Below are 19673 nucleotides of genomic sequence, written 5' to 3'. Positions count from 1 at the left end.
TGTTTTATTATATAATTAAACGGTTTCAAGCTGTATTAGTTTTCATTTTTTATACACAAAAACCCCGTTCCTCAACTTTTTTTTCGTAAAATTTAAACTTTTAATCAAGAGGAATTATCCACCTCTATGCTTTAAAGAAACAACGGTATATGATAGGATATTGCCATTAAAATTACAGGAACACGTTAATGTCTATTAAGTTAAAAACTCCCGCCGAAATTGAAAAAATGCGTATTGCAGGCAAATTAGCTGCTGAAGTTTTAGAGATGATCGAGCCGTATGTTAAACCAGGAATTACTACTGGTGAACTCGATAAAATTTGTTATGAACATATTGTAAATGTACAAAAAGCTATTCCTGCCAATATTGGTTATCATGGATTTAAACATACAAGTTGTATATCCATTAACGACGTGGTGTGTCATGGTATTCCAAGTTTTGATAAAAAATTAAAAGATGGTGATATTCTTAATATAGATGTAACTGTGATCAAAGATGGTTATCATGGGGATACTTCAAAAATGTACATTGCAGGTAAACCCACTGTCGCTGGCGAAAAACTTTGCCAAGTTACACAAGAGAGCTTATACGAAGCGATTAAAATCATAAAACCAGGAATTCGATTGAGAGAAATCGGTAAAGCTATTCAAAAATATGTTGATAAATTTGGATTTTCTTCAGTTCGTGAATATTGTGGTCATGGTATTGGTGAGGTATATCATGATGAGCCTCAAGTATTACATTATGATGCTGATGATGGTGGCGTAATTTTAAAACCAGGTATGACTTTTACGATTGAACCGATGGTGAATACTGGCGATTGGCGTACACGTACAATGAAAGATGGTTGGACCGTTAAAACTAAAGACCATGGACTTTCAGCTCAATATGAGCACACTATTTTAGTAACCGATAACGGGGTTGAGGTTTTAACCCTTCGTAGTAACGAAAACTTTCCTCGTATTATCGAACATTAAATAAAAAAAGAGATTCAACAAAACTGTTGAATCTCTTCATTTCATCCTTCTAATCTATCAACTTTCTTTTGATATCTTTTAACTTTCCAAAGTTTCAATAGAGGCTCATAAAATTTTTTATGAATTAATGCCAAGCTATTACCATCGCCAGAAATCAATTAAATATTTCTTAATATAATAGCGTATAAAGCTTACGACGATAACTACTAGCTAAAGCGTTATTAGTACCCAATGCAGCTAATAGATCAAGTAATGTTTTCTTAACTTGACCATCTCCCGCATTTAGATCTTTTGTTAACGGTTTGAATAGTAGCTCTAAAGCTTCTTCGTGTCGCCCTACTTGCATCAATTGTGATGAAAGTTGGATCATTAATTCAATATTGTCAGGTTGTTTGGCCAATTCAGCTTGCAACTGCTGTAATTCTGGTGAATTTGCCGCTTGTTCAAGTAACTCAATCTCAGCTTGTAATCCATGAAAAGCCGAATCTTGGTCTTGTAGCGGAATTGTTGCTAAAACTTCTTTAGCATCGTTAAGTTGCTTTTGTTCAATTTGCGCTTTAGCTAACATTAATGCGATATCTGATCTTGGTTTGCCTAAGTGATCGGTTAGCGTCGTCCATGCTTGTTTTAATAAAGGTAAAGCTTGGCCATATAACCCTTCATTAAATAATTTTTGAGCTTCAACAAGTTTTAATTCATCTTCATTAGGTAAGATTTTGGCTAAAAATGCTTTAATTTGATCTTCACTTTGTGGACCTTGAAAACCATCAACTGGCTGCCCATTTTGGAACATATAAACTGTTGGAATCGCTCTTAAACCAAATTGTGCTGCAAGCATTTGTTGCTCATCACAATTTACGCTGGCTAAAATAAATTGTCCTTGATGCTCTGTCGCTAATTTTGTTAGCGTGTTTGTCATCTCTTGATGATTTGGACTTCTTGGTGACCAAAAGTAGAATAACACGGGAGTATTTGTCGATTTTTCGACAATTTCTTGAATATTCTGTTCGTTAACATCAAAAATAAATTGATTTGACATAATTTATCCTATGAATAATTTAATTTATTACTTATTTTCTAAAATTTTATCCATTAATCTGTCGGGAAGCAAACGTTTAGCTATCGCTGCTAACTTCGTTACTTTAGTTACCCTGTAACGTATTTTTGGCTTATCGTGCTCCAATGCATGATAAAGATAGGGTAAAACAGCTTCGGGAGCTAAGGTAAAACGTCTAGCAATTGGTGGATTTTTTACAATATTCTCTTTTTCGGTTTGATTCACATTATTTGAAAAATAGGTTTTTAATGGACCAGGTTCGATTAAACAAACCTTTATATTCGTTTTAGCTAATTCTAACCTTAATACATCAGACCATGCTTCTAAGGCGTATTTACTGGCTGAATAAGCTCCTCTCCCTGGGGTTGCAACAATTCCAACAATAGAGCTTGTTTGAATAATTCTTCCTTCATTTTGCTCTAGCATTGCCGGTAACAATAATTGAGTTAATTGATGTACACCAAAAAAATTTGTTGAAAACTGTGACTCTAACTGCGCTCGACTGATGGTGTTTAATCGACCATATACCCCAAATCCGGCATTATTAAATAAAGCATATAATTTACCTTCACTTAAAGTTAAAACTTCCTGTGCAGCTTGAGTAACAGAGTCTGGATCATCCAAATCTAAAAGAACGGTTTCAAAACCTTGCTCGACTAATTTTTTTTGGTCTTCAACTTTACGGCAAGAAGCAATAACACGATAACCTCGCTTTTTTAATGCTATTGCTGAAATCAAGCCAATACCGCTTGAGCAACCTGTTATAAAAATTGTACGCAAATTTTATCTCCGTTATGATTCATTTATTGTCAAGTTCACTTATGGCAATTATGATAGCACATTTAAAACAAATATACGGCTAATAAACACCTAGAGGTCCTTATGAAAATTGCTATTATCGCAGCAATGGAAGAAGAAGTTGCAATACTAAAAAGTCAAATTACTGATTATCAATTAGAACATCATTTAGGATGTGATTTTCACATTGGCAAAATTGCTAATTGCGACATCGTATTATTACAATCAGGTATCGGTAAAGTAGCTGCGGCATCCGGAACTACCCTGCTTTTAAATAATTACCAAGTTGATGCGGTAATTAACACTGGCTCAGCTGGTGGGCTTTCAACTAAGCTCAGTATCGGTGATATTATTGTATCAAAAGATGTTTTTTATCATGATGTGGATCTAACTGCTTTTGGATATAAGCCGGGCCAAATGTCTGGTTGCCCTGTTTCGTTTCCTGCTGATGAAAACTATCGATCATTAGCCGAAGCTTGTATCAAAAAACAGGGTGTCAATGCCGTGGCTGGTTCAATCGGTAGTGGAGACGCTTTTATTAATGGAAAAAGTAATCTAGAACGAATTAAGCAAACTTATCCTGACGCAATTGCCGTTGAAATGGAAGCTGCTGCGATCGGCCATGTTTGTTGGTTATTTAAAGTTCCTTTTGTAGTGGTTAGAGCGATTTCAGACAATGGGGATAATGAATCAGCAATTGATTTTCAATCCTTTTTAAAGTTAGCCGCAGCTCAATCATCTAAAATTGTTGAATCGATGCTAAGTGAACTTGCTTAAATAACGTGGTGTCAATTTCATTTGACACCCTAGATATTGATCAATTTAATAAGCCATATTGTTCAAATAGTGGTTTTCTCCACCCAGATAATATTTCAGGCATACTTTCGTTTTTATCTATTTTCCATTTTATATATTGATTGATTAACCGTTTTGATATAATTAATTCACGGCTAAGTCCAGTCTGTGATGAAATATTTTCAGTGATTTGCTTTAATAAATCAGAAGTTTCTTTGTAATTTGGATAACTATTCATTCGTTTAATTGGTGGAATATTCGGTATAGGTTCCTGCAATATTTCCAAAATGGTTGGACCATATAGCCGAACTTCTTTCCCTTTCATTCCTAATTTATCAAGTTCAGCTAACGACGAAGGTTGGAAACGGGCAATCTTAAATAAAACAGCTTCATGTATAACAAAATTTAATGCAATATTTTCAGATTTGGCTAATTGGTATCGCCATAATGCTAACTTAGCCAATTGTCCTAAGCTGTCACCTTTTAATTGCCAGCTATTTCCGATATTTAGGTAAGCATCTTTAGGATCAAACGGCTTGCATTTACGGGCAATCGCACTTTGACATTCTTGATAAGCTGCATCTAAATAATGATTAGTTGTGAGCTTAACTTTTAGAATTTCCATTAATTGGAAGAGATATAACACATCATTAATCGCATATTCACATTGTTTTTCAGTCAAAGGACGTTTTAACCAATCTGTTCGAGTTTCGCTTTTATCTAATTCAATGCCAAGGTATTTGTTAACTAAACTAGCATAGCCACTGCTAACAGGATTATCTAGGAATGATGCCAAAATTTGGCTATCTATAATTGGAGTGGGTACACAGTTAAATGTAGAAAGAAACACATCAATATCCTCACTACAAGAGTGAAAATATTTTTCAATTGTTGGATTGGCTAAAATAGCTAAAAAATCCTGCCAATTGTTGATATTAACCGGATCAATTAATGCTGCATGTTTACCATCAAAAACCTGAATAAGTCCTAATTGAGGATAAAATGTTCGCGTGCGAACAAATTCCGTATCTAATGCGATTGCATTGCTGTTCGCAATTTTTAAACAATAACTAGATAATTCTTCATCCGTAGTAATATATTGATAAATCAAAATATGAATCCTATTTAAGAGGTCGATTTTTTTGCAAATGATACATCTATTACAACAATTTCAGAACAGGTCATTAATCGTATTGGCGGCCCGCCAAACCCATAACCACTACTCACGATACTGGTAAAATGATGATTAGTATCTTGATAAATTCCCTTAGCATTTTTATACATCATGGCGACTAAAATATTAACAGGGAAAATTTGCCCACCATGTGTATGTCCAGATAGCATCAAATCTACATTTTGTTCAGCGGCTTCATCAAGATTTCTTGGTTGATGATCTAACAATATTATAGGTTTCTCGGTATCAGTAAACAGGATTAAATCGGATAATGAAGCACGCTTAATATCATACCGAGATGAAGAAAAATCATCCCGCCCTATCAATGTTATACCAACTTCATCAAGATAGACTATGTCATCTTTTAAGACTTTCAAATTTGCTTTTTTGAAGGCATTAATAATATCATCTTCACGATTATTAGCGTCATTAATTCCTAAATATTCATGATTACCAAAAATAATATAGCTACCATATTTTGGTTTTAATTGTTGAAACTGCTTATCAAAGCCATATTCTAAAAAAGGCTTTAAACTCTTATCCAGTGTATCCCCCGTTATCACAATAAAATCAGGTTCCAAAGCGTTTACCTTTTCGACCATTTCTTGAATCATTTTGGTAGACGTATGTTCATTGATATGAATATCTGAAAGTTGAACAATTCTTAAATGCTCAACATGAGCCGGTTTATTAATTTCAACTTTATAATGGACAATTTGAGGATTTATCGCCATTTCATGCCCAAAACAAAACAGCGCTACAACAGCAATAATAAAGCTAACCTTAAGCCATAGATTGGGTTTTAATCTTTTTTTACTAAACCAATAGGTGATATCAAAAATAGTAGCTATAAAAACGCTACAAATCATTAATCCAGAAATGGAGATTAAAGAAAGATGTATATATGAAGGTATAAAACCATCTAATAATCTGGCAAAAATTAATGATAATCCGGCAAAACAGACAGTGCCCCAATAAATAATTCGAAAGTAACCTGTTAAATTCAAATTAAACCAAAACTGCCAACGTTTGCCAAAATAGAATGTAACAAACACACTAATAACAATCGTTGCAAAAATGGCTATAAAATCAACAAATGTCATAATTATCCGAACAATCAAAAGCAAAAAATGGTATGATAACAGAATTAGATCCTATAGCACCAATAACTTTTATGAATAGCAAAAAAGATCAGTTATTTTCAACACCAATTGATAAATTAGGCGATTGGACTTTTGATGAAAAAGTTGCCGAAGTCTTTCCCGATATGGTGCAACGCTCTGTTCCCGGTTATTCGAATATAATCTCAATGATAGGCATGTTGGCTGAAAGATTTGTTCAACCCAATTCAATGATATATGATTTGGGATGCTCGCTAGGCGCTGCATCACTTGCAATTCGTCGGAATATCAAACAAGAAAATTGCCATATCATTGCCGTTGATAATTCATTACCAATGGTAGAACGATGTAAAAAACACCTTGATGCCTATAAATCAACTACACCTGTTGATGTTATATGTGAAGATATTTGCAATATTAATATGCAAAATGCTTCAATGGTTGTCCTAAATTTTACCTTGCAATTTCTAACGCCAGACAATCGTCAACGTGTTTTAAATAATATCTACCAAGCATTAATCCCTAATGGCATATTAGTGCTATCTGAAAAATTTAGTTTTAATGATAAGAGTGTTGATGAATTATTATTTAACATGCACCATGACTTCAAACGAGCGAATGGTTACAGTGAACTAGAGATTAGCCAAAAACGGAATATGCTTGAAAACGTTATGCTTACCGATACTATTGAAACCCATAAACAGCGTCTTGCTAAAGCAGGATTTAAACATGTCGATACCTGGTTTCAATGTTTTAATTTCGGTTCCATCATTGCTATAAAATAACATCAGATTTAACCCAATTACAAAGGAATAACGAATGATTGATTTTGGTGATTTTTACCAAATTATCGCAAAAAATAAGCTTAAAAATTGGCTTGAAGTATTACCAGCACAACTAGCTAATTGGCAAAAGCAAAATTTAGATAACCGTTTTAGCCAATGGTTAAATAGCATTAAACACTTGCCAGCAATTACCCCTTTTCAAATCGACTTCTTACACAGCGTAACGGCTAAAACTGAGCAACCGTTATCTTCAGGGGAACAGCAAAGAATCACCCAATTATTGAAAACCATGATGCCATGGCGTAAAGGCCCTTTTCATCTTTATGGTGTGGATATTGATACAGAATGGCGTTCTGATTGGAAATGGGAACGACTAATTAATCACATTGAAAATTTAGAGGGCAAAACAGTTCTCGATGTTGGTTGTAATAGTGGTTATCACTTGTGGCGAATGGTTGGCGCAGGAGCTAAACTTGCCGTTGGTATTGATCCAATGGCGCTTTATTTATGCCAATTTGAAGCAGTAAGAAAACTATTAGGTAATGATCAACGAGCTCACTTACTACCCTTAGGAATTGAGGAACTGCCAAAATTAAATGCATTTGATACGGTTTTTTCAATGGGCGTATTATATCATCGCCGTTCGCCACTTGATCATCTTTACCAATTGAAAGATCAATTAGTTGATGGTGGACAATTAGTGCTTGAAACCCTGGTTATTGAGGGAGTCGAACACCAAGCATTAATGCCAGGTGAACGTTATGCTCAAATGCGAAATGTCTATTTCATCCCATCTGTCCCCACCATGATAAATTGGCTACATAAATGTGGTTTTAAAGAGATAAAAATGGTTGATATATCGAAAACCAGTTTAGATGAACAGCGCAAAACAGACTGGATGGAATCTGACTCATTAGCTGAGTTTCTTGATCCGAACGATTTGAGCAAAACGATTGAAGGTTACCCTGCTCCAATACGAGCGGTATTTGTTGCCCGAAAATAGTGTATTGATCTTATCGAATCAATTAACATAAAAAACGGGCTTATGCCCGTTTTGTTCTTAATTCTATAGATGATATTAATTATTCTTTATAATCATTTGAACTGGGTAGTGATCTGAATACTTATCAGTAAAATCATCTTTGAGTACCTTAACATCAATCACGTTTTCTTTAAGTGGTGGTGAGACATAGATATAATCATAACGTAATGGTACTGATGCTTGATCATAAAAGACTTTAGTTGGTGCGGTTGAGATAAATTCTTTGTGTTTTATCTTTAATGCATCAATATAACCCGCATCAAGTAGATTTTGTTGAACGGTATAGCTTAATTGGCCATTTACCAGATTATCAAGAATTGGTCTTTTCTTCTGTTTTTCTTTTATATCTTCTAAAAGCGTGCTTTTATCATAATCAGGTTTATCTGCTGGAGAGAATGAATTCAAATCCCCCGCGATTATCCATTTTCCATTAGGATCACGACTGTATTTAATTGAATCTATAATCAAATTAATTTCATCGATACGCTTAGCCGTCCAAAACGGGTTCATATGGGTTATCACAAAATGATAATTACCAACATCTGCAAACAGCGCTCCATGCCATAAATTATCGACCACTTTATTCACATTTACGATAGGATATTTTGAGGTAATGGCAACTGGGAAAAAAGCAGGATCATCTGGTGACTCTTTTAACAGAACAGCGTAGTTGTGACCATAACTGGCTGCAAATTTTTCAAGTTTTTCTCGAGTAAAGAAATTCATCTCTTGCCAGGCAATGATATCGGCATCTTGCGCTTTTGCCCAATCAATATATTTCTGCTTGCCTTCGCTCTCATCTAACTTCATCCCGTTATAAACATTATAACTGATGATTTTAAGTTGCTTAACATCATCAATTGATGCGTAAGCACTTGAAGCACTAAAAATAATACCACCAATTAATGCTGCAATTTTCAATCTAGTTTTACTCATAAGATATTCCTTTATTTTATTAACTCACTATAAATATTATATTGATTCGATTTTAATCAAAATTCTTTTTATGATTTATGTGATTTAGGTCAATATTATTATCTACAATTCGTGCGATTCGAATTTTATTCAAGAAAGGATCATGATCTGTGAATATAAAGATTGGATAATTGCGATTTTGAAACTTCAAAAACCCCGCTCCTCAACTTTTTTTATAATATAAATACAATTCAATAAATTCAGAATAACGGTTATTGATAAAATAAAAGGCATAATAAAAATATTATGCCTTTTATAATTATTGTAGTGATAAATTACACAATGACTAAAATTTATTTGATAATATAGATATTAGTATCTTGGGTAAAATTTAAAAATTTTTCAAATGGACCATATGCTTGGTAATAAGTCATATTTGGATCTATTTCTTTAGGGCAAAGTTCATCAGATTTTCTTAAAGAATCTATGCCTTCCTCTCCACCTAATTTTTTATATTTACTCGCGAAGTCATCACCATTTAAAGTGAAAAGTTGTTTCCAATTATCTAATGTGTCTGCTAAATATTTTTTACCAGCATCACATTCAATTCCACCCAAATTAATTTTAGGGAATACATATTGATTAATCTCATTAAATTTTACTGGTTTATTAGGAAAACTTACTTCAAATCCTGTCTCTGGATCTTCATTGGATTCAAAAAATTCATTTTTTAATAAGGTGATATAATCTTTTTCACGATAGACTTTAATTCTAGGAAGTTGGATATCTTTTTTGGTTTTAAATTTTTTAGAAAGTTCATTAGGGGCTTCCTGGTTGATTGAATAGTCCCAAGTATTATCTTCCCTTTCGATAAAAACATCATTTATCACTTTAACAGGTAGTTCAACTTCATCTTCTACACCATTTATAATAATGGAGACTTTACGTAAAGATTTTTCATATAACTTATCATAATCTTCGTCACTGGTATTTTCAGTAGCGTAGATATAGGTATGAAACATATAGTTGCTTTGTGTAGGATTAATAAAACCATCATTAGGAAACCTAGCTGGTTTAACGATAAAATCGAGCGACTCATTGTTATAAGCTAAATTATGCTTACCATATTCAAAAGTATAGGTAGTGTTAGAGTTAGCCGGAATAGCGAGTTCTTTACCATCAATGGCTACTACAATTTCATTATCAGTGGGATTATCAATCATACGAACAACTGACTTAGGTTCATCGGAACAGCTACAAAGCATAACGCCACAGACAATTAAAATGGGTAATTGAATTTTTTTCATCACATTCATTTATATTCATAATTGGGGAGATAACAATTTTATCATGGTGAAAAATCAAAATAAATGAATTATTTATCTTTAAATTGCTTTACAAAATAGTTTTTGATCTAATGAAAGTTTGAAAGCAGTTATATAAAATATGAAAAATATCCTAATAGTAATTAGGATATCTTGGAAAGATTTACTGCTGTGGCCAAATAAAGCGACCTTTAGCGTCAGGATCTTCATTAATAAATTTTCTAAGCTGATCTGATTGATAAAGTTTTTTTACATCTTGCGCCCACTTGGTATTTAAGTTTTCTTTCTTAACTACGACCATTAATTCAAGATTCGGAGTTAACTTTTCTTGAACTAAAACATTATCTGCCGGAATATGACTTAACCATGCTATTCCCCCAGGCATTATGGCATAATCAACCTCATTAAGCGTTCTAGGAATAATTTCAGATAATATTGCTTTAAATTTTAAATTATACTTATTTTCTGCAATATCATTTAAATCTAACGTTCCTGCTTCACTTTCAGGTTTTAAGGTGATCCAATTCAAACTTTGTAATAATTGTAATGAACGAGCTTTATTTGATGGGTCATTTGGAATAAGAATTGTCTGTCCATCAGCAATTTCATTTATTGAATGATGTTTCTGTGAAAAAAGCGCCGCGGATATTGAAGGAATATGAACTAAAGAAACAAGATCACTCTTAGTTTCTTTATTATATACATCTAAATAAGATTGATGTTGAGCGGCATTGAGATCAATACTTCCTTCAACTAAAGCGGTATTTGAATCCCTTAATGAACTGAAATTTACCATCTTAACTTTGTAACCTTCTTGTTCTAAAGCAGGTTTTACGACTTTTTCCATCATTATATTATGCATACTTGGTGGCAAACCAACTACGATTTCTTTCTTCTCTTGTTGGTTATTTTTAGCTGAATCTGACTTGTTGTCACACCCAATTAATGTAAATCCTAATAATATAAACAGGTAAATATATTTTTTCATTATCACTCCCTATTAAGATAAATTAGTCGAACATATTCTGATACGACTATTGAGTCATTATAGTCGGTGAATAACTATTGGGATAATACGAAAAAATTATATCTATATTCAAATTGGAAATATGTGAAATAAGATTAAAATATCGCTAAGAAAATAGGATATCAATAAATTAGTTAAACTAGTATCCTTAATATTATTAAGCTTTTGAGTTCAATGTCCTTATTATATTAAAAAAATAATGGTATCCTTAGGATTAGGACCAGATTTTAAACATAAGGATCATAATGAAAAAAACTATCATTTGCTTTTTATTATTTTTGATAATTGGCTGTAACCCAAAGAGTGATAATGAGCAAGCTATTAATAATAATTACTTATTTTTTCAAGCTCCTGAACTTAAACCATTTTCCAAACCAATAAAAAAACAAATACTATCTGGTAGCATAAACCAAGAGTTTACTATAAATCAGCAAGGTTTTATTACCTCTGTTGTTTCACCCGAAATTCAACCTATTTTTAATCAATCATTAGATAAAGCATTTCCAGTCAAAATAGATATTGATTACCAAAAATCCTTAATGATTTTCTCGCAACAAGATCAATTTCTTTTAGAATTTTATATAAAATTCGATAATGACAAGAACATGACCGAAATTCATGAAGCAAAGCTACCTATTGCTTGGTATGCTAAATATGATGAGCAAAAAAGATTGATTAAGCTTACAAAAAAAACTGATCCTAATCTTATTACCTTCGTATCAACATTTCTTTATGACCAAAATAATTTGAAAAAAATCATTACAGAAACCACACTTAAAGAAAATGATGAAACAAAACTAATGTCAAAAAATGAAGTTGAATATTTTTATAATAATCATCATCAAATTGATAAAAAAATAATTTATTTAGATGATTATATAACAAAAAATAACCAAAAATTAGAATGCCAATTTTATGATTTTAATCAATTTGGTGATTGGACGAAATATTATTGCTTAAAGCCTAATGAAAATTTCAGTTTCTTTGTTTTACGTGAAATTGAATATTAACCTTTAAGTAAATAAACAGGAGTATAATAATGAAAATCAAAATAATTCTTCTTATAAGTTTAGCGCTATTTGGATGTAAAGATAATCATACACCCAATATAGCCGTTGAAAATAGCTATTTAATTCATGCCGGTATAGATTTAGCCCCCTATTCCATTCCAATTAAAGAACAGTCAATAAAAGGGGATAATCCTGTAACTTTAACGGCAAATACCGATGGACTCATTGAATCAATGACTTTAGATTATTATAAATTTGTTATTGATTATAAAAATGGGAAATATACTTATGAATCTGAAAATAAGAACCTGAATCTTGATATCAAGTTTGATCAAGAAAAAAATATTCTTTCTTATCAGGATGCTAAAAAAAATAATAAATTATTGGTAGGTTATGATTCTAATGGGCGAATAATAAAAATTGAAGATTCAACCTATGACTTGGATTTCATTAGTCAAGTTTATTACGAAAACGATTTAGTCTCTAAAAGGGTTGTAGAAATTTTTCAAAAATACGATGAAACTGACAGTTTCATCGTTGTTTTAAGAGAATATAAATATTTTTATAATGATAAAAAACAATTGAGTAAAAGAATTCAATACGACTACAAAATTGAATTTGGCAAAATTGCACTCGATGAAAACAATCAAAGAATAGCTGAGATGAAGGAAGAGTGTTCTTATGGTGATTATAATCAGCACGGCGATTGGACTAAAGAATATTGTTTAGGTCCAAATAAAGTGACGACGCATTTTTATTTACGAAATTTGGAATACTTTTGATTAAATTTATAAAAAAAGTCATTTAAATATTATTTAAAATCAATTTATTATTTAACCCTCGATATTTCAAATATAATATCGAGGATTAGTGAGCTGTAAAAAACAGTTAAAAAACAATACTTTTAGATTGCTCCCATAATAACATGGGGGATATAAAGTTCCTCAAGATAAGCAATATCATCTTTAGTTAATGAAACTTTTAACGCGCCGACTGCATCATCCAAATATTGCGTTTTGGTTGCACCAATGATAGGTGATGCAACGCCTTTAGCAAATTGCCATGCTAGCGCAACTTGCGTCATGGTTACACCATATTTTTGTGCGATATCATTTACTCTTACAACAATTTCTCTATCTATTTGTTGCGTACTATCATATTTGGCAATAGCGACTTTATCAGTTTTACTTCGCAACGTATCGGTTTTCCATTCTAATCGGGAAAGTCTACCAGCCGCTAATGGGCTATAAGGAGTTAATGAAACATGGAATTGCTTACAGATCGGAATTAACTCTCTTTCATCTTCCCGATATAATAAATTATAGTGATTTTGCATTGAAACAAATTGAGTCCAACCATTTTGCTTAGCTGCCAGCTGCATATTATAAAATTGATAACCATACATTGCCGAAGCACCTAGGGCTCGTACCTTACCCATATCGACCAAATGATGTAATGCCGCCATGGTCTCTTCAATCGGTGTACTGTAATCAAAACGATGAATTATGTATAAATCGACGTAATCGGTACCCAATCGTTTAAGGGATCCATCAATTTCTCTTTCAATAGCTGTTTTAGAGAGGTGTCCTTCGTTAAAATAGACTTTAGTGGCCAAAACGACTTTATCTCTAGCGATATTTCGTTTCAATGCTCTTCCAACATATTCCTCGCTAGTTCCACTTGAATAAGTATTAGCTGTATCAATAAAATTAATACCTAGATCTAAAGCATGTTTAATGATGGCTTCACTTTGGTCGGGATTAAGTGTCCAGTCATGCATTTTACTGGCAGGATCACCAAAACTCATACATCCTAAGCAAAACCTGGAGACCTCAATATCAGAAGTACCTAATTTTATATAATCCATACAATAACTCCTCAGTATGTCAGAATCGTTTAAATAATTTAATAAATTGATAAAAAGTCAATTTTGATAATATTATTTTAGAGATAACTTTTATTGAGATAAACAGGGTATTCATTTATAGTATCATGAATTAAATTCATTAATTTTATATATTATGCATAACTATAATGAACTCAATTACTTTATTACTATCGCTGAAGCAAAAAGCTTTATTGGAGCAGCTAAATCTTTGGGAGTTTCCTCTTCCGCATTAAGCCATAGTATGAGGAATTTAGAAACTCGATTAAATCTCAGGCTATTTAATCGTACAACTCGAAGTCTTTCACTAACTGAAGCTGGTGAACAACTTTATAAACAACTAGCGCCTCTATTTAAACAGATAAATGAAGAAGTTAACGCACTTGGCGATTATTTAGATACGCCATCAGGTACAATTAGGATCAACGCATCAAATATTGCGATTGAAAACTTTATATATCCTAAATTAAGTCAATTTTCCTTACGCTATCCACAAATTAAGATTGAAATTGAATGTGACAATAATCTAGTCGATATCGTTAAAGATGGTTTTGATATGGGTTCTAGAATTGGGAATGACCTTGCTAAAGAAATGGTTGCTGTAAAAATATCAGATCCTTTGCGAATGGTCCTAGTTGCTAGTCCTGATTATCTAAAGCAGAGAAAAGAGCCTAAACAGATAAGTGATTTAGATCAACATCTTTTAATTGGCAAAAAAGTTTCAAGCCAACATGGAATGGAAACAATTTGGGAATTTACTAATAGTGGTAATATTATTCAATATCACCCCTCTACTCACTTCTCCATCAATAATCATTTAAGAAAACAGGCGATACTTGATGGCTTAGGTATTTGTTGGATTGGTTATCCTGATGTAAAAAATGAATTAGCAACTGGAAGACTTATAGAATTATTAAGCGACTATTCAATTACCTATGAGCCATTTTATATCTATTATCCAAGCCGTAAAGGCCATTCAAATGTTTTTAAACTTGTTTTAGATGCATTGAAATCTTAATTAGATTAATCTTTATATTTTAAAAAGGCAGTAATACTGCCTTTTTAATTTTCCAAAATGGCCTATCATTTTTTAATAAACTATATTGATGATTAACTTCGTCAATTGCTTTGCGAAGATCTTCTTGAAACTGTGGGATAGTTTGTAATTTTGAGTACTCCACTGCCCCAACCATTCTACCGGCATTTACGTCGGTCTGCCAATGGGCCCCACAAATCATTCTGCTTTGACCAAACTCATAGCCTCGTTTGATTAACGCTTCAGCATGTGAAGGTGAAATTTGAGCTAGAACTAAAGCTAATGTCCAACCATAAGCGGTATGACCTGATGGAAATGAACCATTTTGACGTAATCGTTCTTCTTCATCAACAGGTTGGCAAGAGTGATTACCAAAATAGACAAAAGGACGTTTTCGCATATAAAACTCTTTAGCCGTTTTAGTGGCATTATCAGCAGAATCAACCAATAAATCACCAAACATTTTATATAAAGTGGGTGTTGTTTCGGGTGATATTGTAATACCTAAAGGTTCAGAAAAAATTTCAGCTACATTTGCCGTATGCAAATCAGCATCCTTTGTTGCTTGTTTCCAACGATCAGTATCTTTGAGATTATAACCATGTAAATAGGCAATCTTATCTGCTTCAAATTCAGGCGTACCTTCTTGAGGATAAATAGGCAAGTATTCTTTACTACTAACGGCTTGATCGGCAGTATGATATGTAACCCCAACTTCATGACCAAGAAAGTCTTCTGTTGATCCTTTTTGAAAAGCAAATAATGATGAAGAAAATATTAAAGAACAGTAGAGTGTTGAAATGAAAATTGTCAATTTTCTAACATTTATTTTTTCTGCCATATTTTACTCCTATTACCAGATTAATGATTAAACAGGCTTACTTCGGAGAACTTGGAAAAATTTTGATGATAATAATAACTTTATTTAGTATTAATTTTTTAGGATTTGGGTGAGCAATTGAAATATGATCTATTATTGGTGCCAGTGGTCGGACTCGAACCGACACGCTTTTAAGGGCGGCGGATTTTGAATCCGCTGCGTCTACCAATTTCGCCACACTGGCATCTGAAGTGTAAATAAGTAAACGTTGGCAATTATACTAAGCTTTGTGATATCTGCAACAGATATTATTATAAACGCAGTTAGTTGCCTAAAATTTCTACTACCATTTACGTTTCCAAGCAGGTAATTTTTTTAAAATAGTATAAGCGGTCTCTTTTGCCACTAAATAATCAACATTATGGTTATTTGAATATTTAAGAGTAACTTCTTGCCATTTTTCATCAAAGGTTTTCATTGAACCATCTGAATGAGCGCAATGTTTACAGTAGTTTTTCGACAAATCATGTAAAGGATAATCAGCAATAGCTGTCATTGGCATACCACAAGCAATACACATTTTCATATTTTAAATTCCAATTAATTTGCAGGTAATTAAAATAAATCGACTTAACCTGAATAAAAATGCTACTCCGAGTTTAGATTGAATACAAGATATATAAGAATGGCTATTTTTTATTAAAAAGTGAAATCAATTTGTGCAGTATTTATTTGATTATTATTTTGTTGTTGTAATAATTGATAGCGGCGTCTTAATGCCCTTTGCTTACATAATCGCAAAATTTCTTGTTTTTGAACATCTGAAAATTTTAACCAATTGAATCTTTCCTCCCTGGAACGAAAGCATTTGATGCAATAACCTTGCTTATCTGTCTCACATACTCGTCTACATGGGCTTTGTATGTCAAAAAATTCAATTTGATCCAATCTATCTCTTCCTATGAAGATCAACAACTATTAAAGCTCTTTTAAGCCTAATCCTTTACTTAATATTTTAAAACAATCATCACAATCATGTGTTGCCGCCTCAAGCAAAGTTTGTGTTGGTGCATGAATCAATTTATTAGTCAATTTATGTGAAAACTCAAAAAATACATCATCAATATTGGCACCTTGTTTAATTGCTTTTAACGCTTTTAATTCTAATTCACGCTTAATAACTTGTGCATTCTGGCGATATTGCTTTACATATTCAACAGCATGTCTGGTTTTTAGCCAATCGATATACAACTCAGCTTGCTCATGAATAATATATTCAGCTTCATTGGCAGCAATAATCCGTTGTTCTAGATTGTTCTGAACGGTTTGTTGCAGATCATCAACAGTATAAAGATAAACATTTTCGAGTTGACTAATTTCTGACTCAACATCACGAGGAACGGCTAAATCGATAAATAACATTGGATTATTATTTCGTTCATGTAGTGTCCGTTCAACCATCCCTTTGCCAATAATAGGTAAAGGACTAGCAGTTGAACTAATGACAATATCAACCTCTTTGAGTCGATTAGCAATATCGGGTAAAGAGATGATCTCAGCATCAATAATAGATGCTAATTTTAGCGCTTTATCTCTTGTTCGATTAGCAACAATAACATGTTTGAATCCATGAGGCTTTAAGTAGCGAGAAATAAGCTCAATGGTCTCACCTGCTCCCACTAGCATTACACTTAACTCAGACACATCAGAGAAAAGATCACGCGCAACTAAGCACGCCGCGTAAGCTACCGAAACGGTATTTGCTCCAATATTAGTTTCTGTTCGAACAATTTTGGCTACATGAAAAATAGATTGAAAGAGTTTTTCAAGCTGAACTGACAAACAATTATTTTGTTGAGCAAAATTATAAGCTTGTTTTACTTGACCAAGAATTTGAGGCTCACCAATAATTAACGAATCAATACCACAAGCAACAGACATAAGATGTTCGACAGCTTTCTGGCCTTCATAGCAATATAGTGAATTATTAAAAACATCCAAATCAACTTGATGAAATTGTCCTAACCAATTTTCAACAGATTGCTTTACTCGAAAAAAATCTGTCTCATCCTCATAACTTAGGTAAATTTCTGTGCGATTACAAGTTGACAAAATGACGCACCCAGTAATTAAAGGATGCTGATATAGACTATATAATGCCTTATCAATAATCTCATTAGAAAAAGCAATTTTTTCTCTTAAAGCGACTGACGCACTTTTATGGTTTACACCCAATACTGTAATAGACATTGCATTGATTCTTTTATAATAGTTTATAAAGCGTCTAAATTTAAATATTATAGCTAAAAAAATAATAAAGGTTAATTACAGTTACTTTTTCTTATTCGCAAAATTATCAGCTATAATATGCCCTACTTTTGACCATAACTACTTAAGAGTTATTTTATGAAAAAAATCAAATTTGCGTTACTTTTTATATTGCCATTAATGATTACTGCATGTCAAACAACAAAATACCAATCTAACGCATCAATCGAGCAACAATGGCAAAGCCATAAACAGATACTTGAACAAATTAATTCTTTTAAGGTTAATGGTAGTATTGCTCATACTGGAACAAAAACGAAAAACTATGGTCGTTTCCTCATTATTCAACAATCACAAGATCATTATGAGGTTAAATTAACGACACCTGTAGGAACCAATATTTTAACACTAAAGTCTGAACCAAACTATGCCGAATTAGTGGATAAAAATGGTGGACATTATAATGATGTTAATATTGAAAGATTAATGAAAAAAGTTTCTAACATCAACATTCCTCTTAACTCTTTACATAATTGGTTAAAAGGCTTTTCTGATGATAACCAAACCGATAAATTAGATAACTCAGGTAGGCTTGCATCAACATCTTTTATGCAAAATAACAATAAATGGTCATTAAAGATTTTGAGCTATGCAACTTATACTTTCAAAAATAAAAAAGTTGATTTACCAGCCATCATTGAACTTTCACATGATGATGAACTTATTCGCTTAAAAATTAGCAACTGGACGTTAAACTAACGGAACAGAATATGAAACATTGGTTATCGCCAGCTAAATTAAATTTATTTTTATACATTACTGGACGTCGTCCAGACAATTATCACAATTTACAGACATTATTCCAGTTTATTGATGTTTGCGACAAACTGACTTTTAATGTTCGTAATGATGGTAAAATAAGATTATTAACTCAATTTGAACAAGTCCCTGAAGATAAAAATCTAATCACTATTGCAGCTCAGCGGTTAAAATCCTATGCAAATAATAGTGAACTTGGTGTGGATATTGCTATAGAGAAAATGATCCCAATGGGAGGAGGACTTGGCGGTGCGTCTTCCAATGCTGCAACAGTTCTTGTTGCTTTAAACCAATTATGGAATTTAAATATTGAGCAACAAACTTTAATAACAATAGGCCGTTCAATTGGAGCCGATGTGCCTATTTTCATTTATGGTCACTCAGCATTTGCTGAAGGTATCGGCGATCAGTTTCAACAAGTTGATATTCCTCAATATTGGTATTTAGTTAGTTGTCCTAATATTGAAATTTCAACAGTTAAAGTATTTAACGATCCTAAATTACAGCGTGACACACCTAAACGAACTATTGAACAATTAATGTCAATTCCTTTTGATAAATTTACTAACGATTGTGAACCTATTGTGCGTGAACGTTATCCTCAAGTCGATCAGCTTATATCGTATTTGTCCCAATTTGCTCCAACAAGGCTAACTGGGACAGGAGCATGTGTTTTCACTCGTTGTGATTCTAAAGAACAAGCATTGTCGATACAAAATGAACTGAAATCCCTCTCAGTGAAAAACTTTATAACTAAATCACTAAACTTATCACCACTGTATGCAGATTAATTAATTTTGCTTAACATGATTAACCATA

General features: G+C 32.6%; 21 protein-coding genes and 1 tRNA gene. 9 read left to right on the top strand and 13 right to left on the bottom strand.

Features of this window, described 5'->3' with window-relative positions:
- The first annotated feature begins 188 nt into the window (after positions 1-188).
- Positions 189-977: a type I methionyl aminopeptidase gene (map, locus tag J3T98_RS02120; protein WP_220226051.1), complete on the top strand. Its 789-nt coding sequence runs from the start codon at positions 189-191 to the stop codon at positions 975-977.
- A 169-nt stretch (positions 978-1146) separates the two neighbouring features.
- Here the strand turns inward: map and J3T98_RS02115 are convergent, their stop codons facing one another.
- Both J3T98_RS02115 and J3T98_RS02110 read right to left on the bottom strand, forming a co-directional pair.
- Positions 1147-2016, bottom strand: coding sequence for a co-chaperone YbbN (locus J3T98_RS02115; protein ID WP_267362013.1), 870 nt, complete (start codon positions 2014-2016; stop codon positions 1147-1149).
- Positions 2017-2043: 27 nt separating this feature from the next.
- A complete protein-coding gene (locus J3T98_RS02110; RefSeq protein WP_065562847.1) occupies positions 2044-2814 on the bottom strand; it encodes an SDR family oxidoreductase in 771 nt (256 codons plus the stop codon).
- Positions 2815-2916: 102 nt separating this feature from the next.
- Here J3T98_RS02110 and J3T98_RS02105 point away from each other — a divergent pair, with 102 nt between their 5' ends.
- Positions 2917-3609: a 5'-methylthioadenosine/adenosylhomocysteine nucleosidase gene (locus tag J3T98_RS02105; RefSeq protein WP_220226053.1), complete on the top strand. Its 693-nt coding sequence runs from the start codon at positions 2917-2919 to the stop codon at positions 3607-3609.
- Positions 3610-3649: 40 nt separating this feature from the next.
- Here J3T98_RS02105 and rnd read toward each other — a convergent pair whose 3' ends face one another.
- On the bottom strand, positions 3650-4738 hold the full coding sequence (rnd, locus tag J3T98_RS02100) for a ribonuclease D (protein ID WP_065562849.1): 1089 nt from the start codon (positions 4736-4738) through the stop codon (positions 3650-3652).
- Positions 4739-4752: 14 nt separating this feature from the next.
- On the bottom strand, positions 4753-5904 hold the full coding sequence (locus J3T98_RS02095; protein ID WP_267356712.1) for a metallophosphoesterase: 1152 nt from the start codon (positions 5902-5904) through the stop codon (positions 4753-4755).
- Between the two features lie 32 nt (positions 5905-5936).
- Between J3T98_RS02095 and cmoA the strand changes: the two genes are divergently transcribed.
- Positions 5937-6707, top strand: coding sequence for a carboxy-S-adenosyl-L-methionine synthase CmoA (gene cmoA, locus J3T98_RS02090; RefSeq protein WP_065734141.1), 771 nt, complete (start codon positions 5937-5939; stop codon positions 6705-6707).
- A gap of 34 nt (positions 6708-6741) precedes the next feature.
- Complete coding sequence (gene cmoB / locus J3T98_RS02085; protein ID WP_220226056.1) at positions 6742-7710, top strand: tRNA 5-methoxyuridine(34)/uridine 5-oxyacetic acid(34) synthase CmoB; 969 nt, start codon at positions 6742-6744, stop codon at positions 7708-7710.
- Positions 7711-7785: 75 nt separating this feature from the next.
- On the opposite strand, the gene J3T98_RS02080 is transcribed toward cmoB, so the two are convergent.
- The 3 genes from J3T98_RS02080 to J3T98_RS02070 form a co-directional block, all read right to left on the bottom strand.
- Complete coding sequence (locus J3T98_RS02080) at positions 7786-8685, bottom strand: endonuclease/exonuclease/phosphatase family protein (RefSeq protein ID WP_267356714.1); 900 nt, start codon at positions 8683-8685, stop codon at positions 7786-7788.
- A 332-nt stretch (positions 8686-9017) separates the two neighbouring features.
- Positions 9018-9971, bottom strand: a complete 954-nt coding sequence (locus J3T98_RS02075; protein WP_267356716.1) for a hypothetical protein — start codon at positions 9969-9971, stop codon at positions 9018-9020.
- 181 nt (positions 9972-10152) lie between these two features.
- Entirely contained in the window at positions 10153-10977 is an 825-nt protein-coding gene (locus tag J3T98_RS02070) for a MetQ/NlpA family ABC transporter substrate-binding protein (protein WP_220226059.1), read from the bottom strand.
- Between the two features lie 284 nt (positions 10978-11261).
- Between J3T98_RS02070 and J3T98_RS02065 the strand changes: the two genes are divergently transcribed.
- Both J3T98_RS02065 and J3T98_RS02060 read left to right on the top strand, forming a co-directional pair.
- Positions 11262-12026, top strand: a complete 765-nt coding sequence (locus tag J3T98_RS02065) for a hypothetical protein (RefSeq protein WP_267362012.1) — start codon at positions 11262-11264, stop codon at positions 12024-12026.
- Positions 12027-12055: 29 nt separating this feature from the next.
- Complete coding sequence (locus tag J3T98_RS02060; RefSeq protein ID WP_267356720.1) at positions 12056-12808, top strand: hypothetical protein; 753 nt, start codon at positions 12056-12058, stop codon at positions 12806-12808.
- A gap of 122 nt (positions 12809-12930) precedes the next feature.
- Here the strand turns inward: J3T98_RS02060 and J3T98_RS02055 are convergent, their stop codons facing one another.
- Complete coding sequence (locus tag J3T98_RS02055; protein ID WP_267362011.1) at positions 12931-13893, bottom strand: aldo/keto reductase; 963 nt, start codon at positions 13891-13893, stop codon at positions 12931-12933.
- Positions 13894-14047: 154 nt separating this feature from the next.
- Here J3T98_RS02055 and J3T98_RS02050 point away from each other — a divergent pair, with 154 nt between their 5' ends.
- On the top strand, positions 14048-14929 hold the full coding sequence (locus J3T98_RS02050) for a LysR family transcriptional regulator (RefSeq protein WP_267362010.1): 882 nt from the start codon (positions 14048-14050) through the stop codon (positions 14927-14929).
- A 19-nt stretch (positions 14930-14948) separates the two neighbouring features.
- Here the strand turns inward: J3T98_RS02050 and J3T98_RS02045 are convergent, their stop codons facing one another.
- From J3T98_RS02045 to hemA, 5 genes are all read right to left on the bottom strand, one after another.
- Complete coding sequence (locus J3T98_RS02045; protein WP_267362009.1) at positions 14949-15788, bottom strand: acid phosphatase; 840 nt, start codon at positions 15786-15788, stop codon at positions 14949-14951.
- Positions 15789-15924: 136 nt separating this feature from the next.
- A tRNA-Leu gene (locus J3T98_RS02040) sits at positions 15925-16011 on the bottom strand.
- Positions 16012-16110: 99 nt separating this feature from the next.
- Positions 16111-16353, bottom strand: coding sequence for a zinc ribbon domain-containing protein (locus tag J3T98_RS02035; RefSeq protein ID WP_065563429.1), 243 nt, complete (start codon positions 16351-16353; stop codon positions 16111-16113).
- Between the two features lie 113 nt (positions 16354-16466).
- Positions 16467-16715 (bottom strand): DUF1289 domain-containing protein, encoded by a 249-nt coding sequence (locus J3T98_RS11190; protein WP_065563430.1) that lies wholly within the window; start codon positions 16713-16715, stop codon positions 16467-16469.
- 30 nt (positions 16716-16745) lie between these two features.
- Positions 16746-18017, bottom strand: coding sequence for a glutamyl-tRNA reductase (gene hemA, locus J3T98_RS02030; protein ID WP_267362008.1), 1272 nt, complete (start codon positions 18015-18017; stop codon positions 16746-16748).
- 156 nt (positions 18018-18173) lie between these two features.
- On the opposite strand from hemA, the gene lolB reads away from it, so the two are divergent.
- Positions 18174-18794: a lipoprotein insertase outer membrane protein LolB gene (gene lolB, locus J3T98_RS02025; RefSeq protein WP_267362007.1), complete on the top strand. Its 621-nt coding sequence runs from the start codon at positions 18174-18176 to the stop codon at positions 18792-18794.
- Positions 18795-18805: 11 nt separating this feature from the next.
- Complete coding sequence (ispE, locus tag J3T98_RS02020) at positions 18806-19645, top strand: 4-(cytidine 5'-diphospho)-2-C-methyl-D-erythritol kinase (RefSeq protein ID WP_267336840.1); 840 nt, start codon at positions 18806-18808, stop codon at positions 19643-19645.
- Positions 19646-19673 lie beyond the last annotated feature (28 nt).

The organism is Gilliamella sp. B2772, from assembly GCF_026536985.1.
GTDB classification, from domain to species: Bacteria; Pseudomonadota; Gammaproteobacteria; order Enterobacterales; family Orbaceae; genus Gilliamella; species Gilliamella apicola_E.
The sequence above is the reverse complement of the archived record's forward strand: the minus strand, read 5'-3'. Positions and strand labels throughout refer to the sequence as shown.

Excerpts from the sequence above, each read along its gene's own strand:
- map (WP_220226051.1), top strand. The coding sequence starts at position 189 with ATGTCTATTAAGTTAAAAACTCCCGCCGAAATTGAAAAAATGCGTATT.
- J3T98_RS02115 (WP_267362013.1), bottom strand. The coding sequence starts at position 2,016 with ATGTCAAATCAATTTATTTTTGATGTTAACGAACAGAATATTCAAGAA.
- J3T98_RS02105 (WP_220226053.1), top strand. The coding sequence starts at position 2,917 with ATGAAAATTGCTATTATCGCAGCAATGGAAGAAGAAGTTGCAATACTA.
- J3T98_RS02095 (WP_267356712.1), bottom strand. The coding sequence starts at position 5,904 with ATGACATTTGTTGATTTTATAGCCATTTTTGCAACGATTGTTATTAGT.
- cmoA (WP_065734141.1), top strand. The coding sequence starts at position 5,937 with ATGATAACAGAATTAGATCCTATAGCACCAATAACTTTTATGAATAGC.
- cmoB (WP_220226056.1), top strand. The coding sequence starts at position 6,742 with ATGATTGATTTTGGTGATTTTTACCAAATTATCGCAAAAAATAAGCTT.
- J3T98_RS02080 (WP_267356714.1), bottom strand. The coding sequence starts at position 8,685 with ATGAGTAAAACTAGATTGAAAATTGCAGCATTAATTGGTGGTATTATT.
- J3T98_RS02075 (WP_267356716.1), bottom strand. The coding sequence starts at position 9,971 with ATGAAAAAAATTCAATTACCCATTTTAATTGTCTGTGGCGTTATGCTT.
- J3T98_RS02070 (WP_220226059.1), bottom strand. The coding sequence starts at position 10,977 with ATGAAAAAATATATTTACCTGTTTATATTATTAGGATTTACATTAATT.
- J3T98_RS02065 (WP_267362012.1), top strand. The coding sequence starts at position 11,262 with ATGAAAAAAACTATCATTTGCTTTTTATTATTTTTGATAATTGGCTGT.
- J3T98_RS02060 (WP_267356720.1), top strand. The coding sequence starts at position 12,056 with ATGAAAATCAAAATAATTCTTCTTATAAGTTTAGCGCTATTTGGATGT.
- J3T98_RS02055 (WP_267362011.1), bottom strand. The coding sequence starts at position 13,893 with ATGGATTATATAAAATTAGGTACTTCTGATATTGAGGTCTCCAGGTTT.
- J3T98_RS02050 (WP_267362010.1), top strand. The coding sequence starts at position 14,048 with ATGCATAACTATAATGAACTCAATTACTTTATTACTATCGCTGAAGCA.
- J3T98_RS02045 (WP_267362009.1), bottom strand. The coding sequence starts at position 15,788 with ATGGCAGAAAAAATAAATGTTAGAAAATTGACAATTTTCATTTCAACA.
- J3T98_RS02035 (WP_065563429.1), bottom strand. The coding sequence starts at position 16,353 with ATGAAAATGTGTATTGCTTGTGGTATGCCAATGACAGCTATTGCTGAT.
- hemA (WP_267362008.1), bottom strand. The coding sequence starts at position 18,017 with ATGTCTATTACAGTATTGGGTGTAAACCATAAAAGTGCGTCAGTCGCT.
- lolB (WP_267362007.1), top strand. The coding sequence starts at position 18,174 with ATGAAAAAAATCAAATTTGCGTTACTTTTTATATTGCCATTAATGATT.
- ispE (WP_267336840.1), top strand. The coding sequence starts at position 18,806 with ATGAAACATTGGTTATCGCCAGCTAAATTAAATTTATTTTTATACATT.